Origin of the sequence: Micromonospora sp. M51 (assembly GCF_018070305.1) — a bacterium.
Lineage (GTDB): Bacteria > Actinomycetota > Actinomycetes > Mycobacteriales > Micromonosporaceae > Micromonospora > Micromonospora parva.
Map to the genome: position 1 here is coordinate 1 of NZ_JAGPXZ010000260.1, position 7,516 is coordinate 7,516.

The 7,516-nt window shown below is 71.0% G+C and carries 8 protein-coding genes; all 8 read right to left on the reverse strand.

Annotated elements, in window-relative coordinates:
- The coding region (locus tag KBX53_RS15760; RefSeq protein WP_210860067.1) for an FAD-dependent oxidoreductase at nt 1-345 on the reverse strand (345 nt) is incomplete at its 3' end.
- 139 nt (nt 346-484) lie between these two features.
- Nucleotides 485-709, reverse strand: a complete 225-nt coding sequence (locus KBX53_RS15765; RefSeq protein ID WP_030334118.1) for a hypothetical protein — start codon at nt 707-709, stop codon at nt 485-487.
- Between the two features lie 85 nt (nt 710-794).
- Nucleotides 795-1,505: a demethylmenaquinone methyltransferase gene (locus tag KBX53_RS15770; RefSeq protein WP_030334115.1), complete on the reverse strand. Its 711-nt coding sequence runs from the start codon at nt 1,503-1,505 to the stop codon at nt 795-797.
- 189 nt (nt 1,506-1,694) lie between these two features.
- Nucleotides 1,695-3,305 (reverse strand): hypothetical protein, encoded by a 1,611-nt coding sequence (locus KBX53_RS36365; RefSeq protein WP_247675681.1) that lies wholly within the window; start codon nt 3,303-3,305, stop codon nt 1,695-1,697.
- Between the two features lie 374 nt (nt 3,306-3,679).
- Nucleotides 3,680-4,870 carry a cyclic dehypoxanthinyl futalosine synthase gene (gene mqnC, locus KBX53_RS15780; RefSeq protein ID WP_030334111.1) on the reverse strand — a complete coding sequence of 397 codons (1,191 nt, stop codon included), beginning with the start codon at nt 4,868-4,870 and terminating at the stop codon, nt 3,680-3,682.
- 198 nt (nt 4,871-5,068) lie between these two features.
- Nucleotides 5,069-6,187, reverse strand: coding sequence for a 1,2-phenylacetyl-CoA epoxidase subunit PaaE (gene paaE, locus KBX53_RS15785; protein WP_210860069.1), 1,119 nt, complete (start codon nt 6,185-6,187; stop codon nt 5,069-5,071).
- Complete coding sequence (gene paaD / locus KBX53_RS15790; protein WP_030334107.1) at nt 6,184-6,669, reverse strand: 1,2-phenylacetyl-CoA epoxidase subunit PaaD; 486 nt, start codon at nt 6,667-6,669, stop codon at nt 6,184-6,186. The genes paaE and paaD overlap by 4 nt, the downstream gene beginning before the upstream one ends.
- A gap of 23 nt (nt 6,670-6,692) precedes the next feature.
- Nucleotides 6,693-7,418: a 1,2-phenylacetyl-CoA epoxidase subunit PaaC gene (gene paaC, locus KBX53_RS15795; RefSeq protein ID WP_210860071.1), complete on the reverse strand. Its 726-nt coding sequence runs from the start codon at nt 7,416-7,418 to the stop codon at nt 6,693-6,695.
- Nucleotides 7,419-7,516: the final 98 nt, after the last annotated feature.

A 7,516-nucleotide genomic window follows, 5' to 3' on the forward strand; every position in this document is an offset into this window, starting at 1 on the left:
CTGGGCGAGCAGGTCGTCGAAGTCCAGTCGCGTGCGCACCAGACCGTAGTTGGGGAAGCTGGCCAGCTCCGGCCAGTCCAGTTCCAGGCGCACCCCACCGCCGATGACCCGCAGGCCGCGGTTGTGCAGCCAGCCCGCCTCAGGCGAGGTGTCCACACCCATCCGGATGAGTTGGCGCACCGCGCGCGGGGTCAACCCGTCGCCGCAGACCTTCTCCCGTGGGAACTCGGTCTTCTCCAACAACAGCACCCGTACGCCGTGCCGGGCCAGGTGGTACGCAGTCGCTGATCCACCGGGACCGGCGCCCACGACAATGACGTCGGCGTCGTGTTCCACCGCGGTCATTCGCGCCTCCTCCCGCATGCTCGTGAAATGCTTCACAAGCCAGACGGGACGAGTGTATGACCGGCGTCATACCAGCGCAGGATCAGGGGTACCTAACTCGCCGATGTGACACCCCATGACCGTCCACAGCGGTCAGGCGTCAGGCCGGGCTGGAGGCGTCCAGGCCCGCGTCGACCCGGATCGTCTCCGGCAGATGCTCGCGGAGCGCCCCGCCCGCCGCGCGGTCCAGCGCGGCCAGCACCTCGGCGACCACCTGCCGGACCTCGACCGGGTCGGCCCCGGCCAGCTCGCGCAACTGGGCGATGAGTTCGGCCGCGTCGTCGTCGGTGGCGGCCACCGGGTCCGCCGGGTCTGCTCCGGTCATGCGGTCGAGCGTACGGGGCAAAGTGGACTAAAGCCTGATATTAGCGGAACCTGAATAATGTCCGCGCCCGCTGGAGGGCCCGCCGCTACTGGCGGATCCCCCGGTGCAGGGCCACCACGCCACCGGTCAGGTTGCGCCACGCCACCCGCCCCCACCCGGCCGCGGCCACCCGCCCGGCCAGCGCGGACTGCGCCGGCCAGGCCCGGACCGACTCGGCGAGATAGACGTACGCCTCGGGGTTGCTCGACACCGTACGAGCCACCGCCGGCAACGACCGCATCAGGTACGACAGGTAGACCGTCCGGAAGACCGGGTTGACCGGGGTGCTGAACTCGCAGACCACCAACCGGCCACCCGGCCGGGTCACCCGGGCCAGCTCACGCAGCGCCGCGTCGGTGTCGTTGACGTTGCGCAGCGCGAAGGAGATCGTCACCGCGTCGAAGCTCGCGTCGGCGAACGGCAGGCGCAGCGCGTCCCCCGCCAACAGCGGCACCTCGGGCCGGGCCCGCTTGCCGGTGTGCAGCATGCCCAGCGACAGGTCCACCCCGACCGCGTACGCCCCGGACTGGGCCAGCTCACGCGTCGAGACGCCGGTGCCCGCGCCCACGTCCAACACCCGCTCGCCCGGCCGCAACCCGAGCGCCGCCCGGGTGGCCCGACGCCAGGAGCGGTCCTGCCCCAGCGAGATCACGGTGTTGGTCAGGTCGTAACGCTCTGCCACGCCGTCGAACATCGCGGCGACCTCGTGCGGCTGCTTGTCCAGACTGGCGCGCTGGCCCTGCGGGGTACGGCTCACCCCTCCACTCTGCCAGCCGCCCGCCAATCGACACTCGCTGGGTGGCGTGGCACGCACCACTGACGCGAAAGGGCGGGGTGGTCGCCCACCCCGCCCTCGCGTCGTGCCTGCGTCCCTGACGCCTCAGTCAGGACGCGTACCGCCGTCGCTGTCGCGCCTCGTCCGCGCGCCGTCGCCAGCGGCCCGGTGTCAGTCGGTCGACTTCTCGTCGGCCGGCGATACCACCACCACCTTGCGGCGACGGGTGAGCACCAGCAGCGCTCCACCCACGAGCAGGATGACCGCGCCGATACCGCCGATCAGGCCGACCTGCACACCGGTCACCGGCAGGCCACCACCTCCCGAGCCGCCACCGGCACCCGGCGAGACGGTCGCGCCCGGCGTCGTCGTACCGCTCGGACCCGGCGTCGGAGTGACAGTCGCGCTCGGCGTCTGGGTCGGCGTGGCCGTCGCGGTCGGCGTCGGCGTGACCGTCGGAGTGTCAGTCGGGGTCGGGGTCGGGGTCGTCGTCTCCGTCGGAGTGGCCGTCGGGGTCGGCGTCTCGGTCGGGGTGACCGTCGGCGTCGGGGTCGGCGTCTCCGTCGGGGTCGGCGTCTCCGTAGGAGTCGGGGTCGGGGTCTCCGTCGGAGTCGGAGTCTCCGACGGGGTCGGGGTCGGGGTCGGGGTCTCCGTCGGAGTCGGAGTCTCCGTTGGCGTCGGGGTCTCTGTCGGCGTGACGGTCGGGGTCGGGGTCGGCGAGCCGGTCGGGGTGACCGTCGGCGTCGGAGTGGGCGACGCCGTCGGAGTGACAGTGGGCGTGGGCGTCGGCGTCGGGTCCACGGCCAGGTCGACGAAGACGTCGAAGACCGCCTGGTTGTCGCCCTCGTCGACCTCGGTGAAGGTCTTCCGCTGTGCGGTGCTGGCCCGCCGCGGCTGCTCCTCGGGCCTGCCGGCTGCCACGTCCAGACCGTGCGCCACCAGCTCGCCGACCCGCAGCACCGGCTCGGTGACGTCCTTACCGACGGTCACCTTGATGTCCGCCGTGTAGTAGTCACCGGGCCGGATCACCGCGCCGTCGTCCTGACAGAGCGCCTGAGCGACACCGAACGTCTGCGTGGTGCAGGTGTCCGGCAGCGTGTCGAAGGTGACGCCCGCCGGGAGGGTGAGCACGTAGGCGAGGCCGGTGGCCTTGCGACTGCCGTCGTTGTAGACCGCCCAGTCGACCGGCACCGTCTCGCCCGGCCGCACCGGACGAAGGTCGGGGTCGTCACCGTTGACACCGTTCACCACGACGTTCGCGTTGACGTCCTGCACCCAGCTGGTGAGGTCGTACCCGGGCTCGGTGACGGTGATGTCGTGCTCGACCTTGTTGTCTTCCTTGTTGGGGTCCTCGGTCGCCGACCGGATGGTGACCACCAGAGTGCCGGCAGCGCCCTTACCGCCGGTGGAGAAGATCGGGATGCCGAAGTCCTCGCTGGTGCCGGCGGCCAGGTCACCAAGGCGGCAGGTGAACTTCTTGCCGTTCACCCGGCAACCGTCGGGCACCACGACCCGAACCTTGTTCATCGTCAGCTTGCTGGTGTCCACCGTGTAACTGACACCCTTGGCGTCTTCCTTGCTCCGGGTGTTGTCGACAGTGAACTTGAACGGCTTGCTCTTGGCCTCCGTCACGCCCTTGGCCAGGTTGTAGCTGAGCGGCACCAGGGCCAGATCGGCCTGCTCGGCCGCCAGCACCGGGGCGGCAACGGCGGCGATGCCACCGGCCGCGATCAGCGCCACGACACTGGCGCGCACCAGCGTCGAGCGGTGGAACGCTGTCATCAGTCCCCCGGGGGTAGGGAAGAAAGAATGGTTGCGGAACGAGCGGACGCTATCGGAGGCCGTTCTCCCACGCCAGCAGGCGGACCCGATTTCATCCGTCCGGCCCGAGCTGGGCAGACAGTGCGGGCGGGATGGTCACCCATCCCGCCCGTACTGCCGTGCGTTATATGAACGACCCGCAGCGGGCCGATGGAGGACAGCCCCGTACGTCGACGGTGGTGCCAGATATGAGCCGGGACGCTAGCCGCCGACGATCATCTCCACCAGACCCGGACCGGACAGGCTGACGCTGCGGCGGCGGGGACCACCCGTACCGCCGGGGCGATTCGGCGGGAGCATGAGCGTCGATCAGCCGAACGGCCACCTGCCGACCGTCAGCTGACGTCCACCAGGGGTAGGGACTTTCCCGCACCACCGCCGGGCAGCGCGATCGAGGAGAAGTGCGAGACCACCCGCTCGTCGGTCGGGTCGTCGGCCGGCGTGTGGTGCACGGCGAGCCGGTTGTAGAGGGTGTCGCGCTGTGCGGGGATCCGGTCCGCCGAGCGGATCATGCCGATCAGCTCGTGCAGGTTGGAGCGGTGCCGCGCACCGGCGGAGGAGATCACGTTCTCCTCCAGCATGATCGAGCCGAGGTCGTCCACGCCCATGTGCAGGGAGAGCTGCCCGACGTCCTTGCCGGTGGTCAGCCAGGACGCCTGCAGGTGCGGGACGGTCTCGAAGAACAGTCGGGCCACCGCGACGAGGCGCAGGTATTCCACCGTGGTCGCCTGGGTGCGGCCCTTGAGGTGGTTGTTCTCCGGCTGGTACGTCCACGGGATGAAGGACCGGAAACCGCGGGTGCGGTCCTGCACGTCCCGGATCATGCGCAGGTGCTCGATCCGCTCGGCGTGCGTCTCGCCGGTGCCCATCATCATGGTGGCGGTCGACTCGATGCCCTGCCGGTGGGCCAGCTCCATGACCTCCAGCCAGCGCTCGCCCGACTCCTTGAGGGGGGCGATGGCCTTGCGGGGCCGCTCGGGCAGCATCTCCGCGCCGGCGCCGGCGATCGAGTCCAGACCGGCGGTCTTGATCCGGGCGATGGCCTCGTCCAGGCTCACCCCGGAGACCTTGGCCATGTGCAGGATCTCGCTGGGGCCGATCGAGTGGATGACCAGGTTCGGGTACGCCTGCTTGACCGAGGAGAACAGCTCCTCGTAGTACTCCACGCCGTAGTCGGGGTGGTGCCCGCCCTGGAGCATCACCTGGGTCGCGCCCAGCTCGACCGCCTCGCCGCACCGGCGCAGGATCTCCTCGGTCGGGTGGGTCCACCCTTCCTGGTGCTTGGGCGCGCGGTAGAAGGCGCAGAACTTGCACGCCGTCACGCAGACGTTCGTGTAGTTGATGTTGCGGTCGATCAGGTACGTGACGACGTTGTCCGGGTAGCGCCGCCGGCGCACCGCGTCCGCCGCCTCACCCAACGCGTGGAAGGGCGCCTCGGTGTAGAGCAGCAGGGCCTCCTCGGGCGTGATCCGCCCGCCGTCCGCGCCGCGCTGCAGGATGTCGTCGATCTCCCGGCTCACCGTCACACCCCGAGCCTACGCCGACGACGCGCCCCTTCCCTGAGGGGTGCTTAAGGCTGTGATTCGCTCCGCACGGGCCAGGCCGGCACTGAACCGGGTCACCGCCACACCCTCACCGCGATCTTGCGGGTACTGTCGCGACACACGGGGCATTCCACGCATATCGACGACCGAAACTGCAAGATCGACGCGGGCGAGAGGCGATCAGGCGTCGTAGTCGATCGTGAGCTTGTCGGTGGTCGGGCTGGACTGGCAGGTCAGGACGTAGCCGGCGGCCAGCTCGTCGGGCTCCAGCGCATAGTTGCGGGCCATCGTGACCGCGCCGTCGACGACCTTCGCCTTGCAGGTGGAGCAGACGCCACCCTTGCAGGCGTACGGCAGCTCGCCGCGCACCTTCAGCGCGGCGTCCAGCACCCGTTCCTCGCGACCCATGGTGAAGCTCGACGAGCGGCCGTCCAGCACGATGGTGACCTCGGCCCCGGCACCCGCCTGGTCGACGGGCCGGCGCACCGGCTCCGGCGGCGCGTCGACGTGGAACAGCTCGGTGTGCACCGCCGACTCGGGCAGACCGCGTGCGGTCAGCACGTCCCGGACGTCGACCACCATGCCGTACGGGCCGCAGAGGAACCACTCCTCGATGACGTCGCCCGGCACGATGGTGTCCAGCAACCGGCTCAGCCGCTCGGCGTCGATCCGACCGGACAGCAGCGGCGACTCGCCCTGCTCCCGGGAGAGGACATGCACCAGGTGCAGCCGGGTCGGGTGGCGGTCCTTCAGGTCGGCCAGCTCCTCGGCGAACATCACGGTGTTCGCCGTGCGGTTGCCGTACACCAGTGTGAAGGTGCTGGCCGGCTCGACGGCCAGGGCGGTCGCGACCAGCGCGAGCACCGGGGTGATGCCGGAGCCGGCGACGACCGCGCCGTAGTGCCGGGCGCGGTCCGGTGCGAACGCCGTGGTGAAGGTGCCCAGCGGCGGCAGCACCTCGACGGTGTCGCCACCGCGCAGCGCCCCGCAGGCGAACGCGGAGAAGGCGCCGCCGGGGATCTCCCGCACCCCGATCCGCAACCGGCCGCGCCGGGCCAGGTCGTCGGGGGTGGAGCAGATCGAGTACGACCGACGCACGTCAGCGCCGTCCGGCGCGGCCTGGCCCGGAAGACGCACGGTGAGGTGCTGGCCCGCACGGAACGCGAATGTCTCCCGCAGTTCCTCGGGTACGGCGAAGGTCACCGCCACGGAATCGTCGGTGAGCCGGTCGACGGCGGCGACGGACAACGGGTGGAAGACCGGCCGACGGCGAACCGGGCGGGTGATGGTGACAGTCACAGCGCCTTCAGGTGGTCGAAGGGTTCGGAGCAGGAACGGCACCGCCACAGCGCCTTGCACGCGGTGGAGCCGAACCGGCTGACCTGCTCGGTCTCCGGCGAGCCGCACCGCGGGCAGCGGACCGCGAGGGTCAGCGACACGACGCCGGCGGCGGGCACCGGGGCGGGCGGGGCGATCCCGGCGGCAGCGAGCTTGGCCCGCCCGCCCTCGGAGATCCAGTCGGTGCTCCACGGTGGGCTGTAGACGGTCCGGACCTCGGCGTCCGGGTGGCCGGCGGCGGCGAGTGCGCGGCGGATGTCGGCCCGGATCACGTCCATCGCCGGGCAGCCGGTGTAGGTCGGGGTGATGGTGACGGTGACCCGGCCACTGGCCGGATCCTCCTCGACCGCGCGCAGGATGCCCAGCTCGTCGATGGTGATGACCCGGATCTCCGGGTCCACCACGCTCGCCACGGCCGTTCTCGGGTCGGTGCCGGCCGCCACCCGCTGCGCTGCACTCCTCACGCTCACCATTTCGCTCCCGGGTGGGCGCGGTGCAGCACCTGCATCTCGGCGAGCAGGTAGGCCAGGTGCTCGCTGTGCACACCGGCCCGCCCGCCGGCCGGGGCCCAGGCACTGCCCGGCCGGGCGAGCGTCGCCTCGACCAACACCGGGCCGACGACCTCGTCGAACGCCGGCCGCAGGGTGGCCGGGTCGACCGGCGCCGCCGGGTCCGCGGCGAACAGCTCGTGGGTGTACGGCCACACGTGGTCGACGGCCGCCTGCATCCGACGGTGCGACTCCTCGGTGCCGTCACCGAGCCGCTTCACCCACAGCGCGCCGTGGTCCAGGTGGTACGCCGACTCCTTGCGCGCCTTCGCGCCGATCGCCGCCAACCGCTCGTCAGCACAGCCGGCCAGCGCCGTGTACAGCGGCAGTTGGTACGCCGCCAGGAAGAACAGCTTCGCCATCGTCACCGCGAAGTCGCCGTTGGGCAGCTCGACCAGGAGAACGTTGCGGAACTGGCGGTCGTCACGCAGGTACGCCAGCGCGTCCTCGTCGCGCCCGGCGCCCTCCAACTCGCCCGCGTACGACAGCAGCAGGCGCGCCGCGCCGAGCTGGTCGAGGGCGATGTTGGCCAGCGCGATGTCCTCTTCCATCTCCGGGGCACGGGTGGTCCACTCGGCCAGCCGCTGGGCCGCGATCAACGCGTCGTCGGCGAGGGCGAGGGTGAAGTCGAAGGGCCCGTTCACGCCGTCACCCCGCTGCTGAGCTGACTGGTTCGCTCGCTCACAGGTGAGCCACCCCGTCCGGCACCTCGTAGAAGGTGGGGTGGCGGTAGACCTTGTCG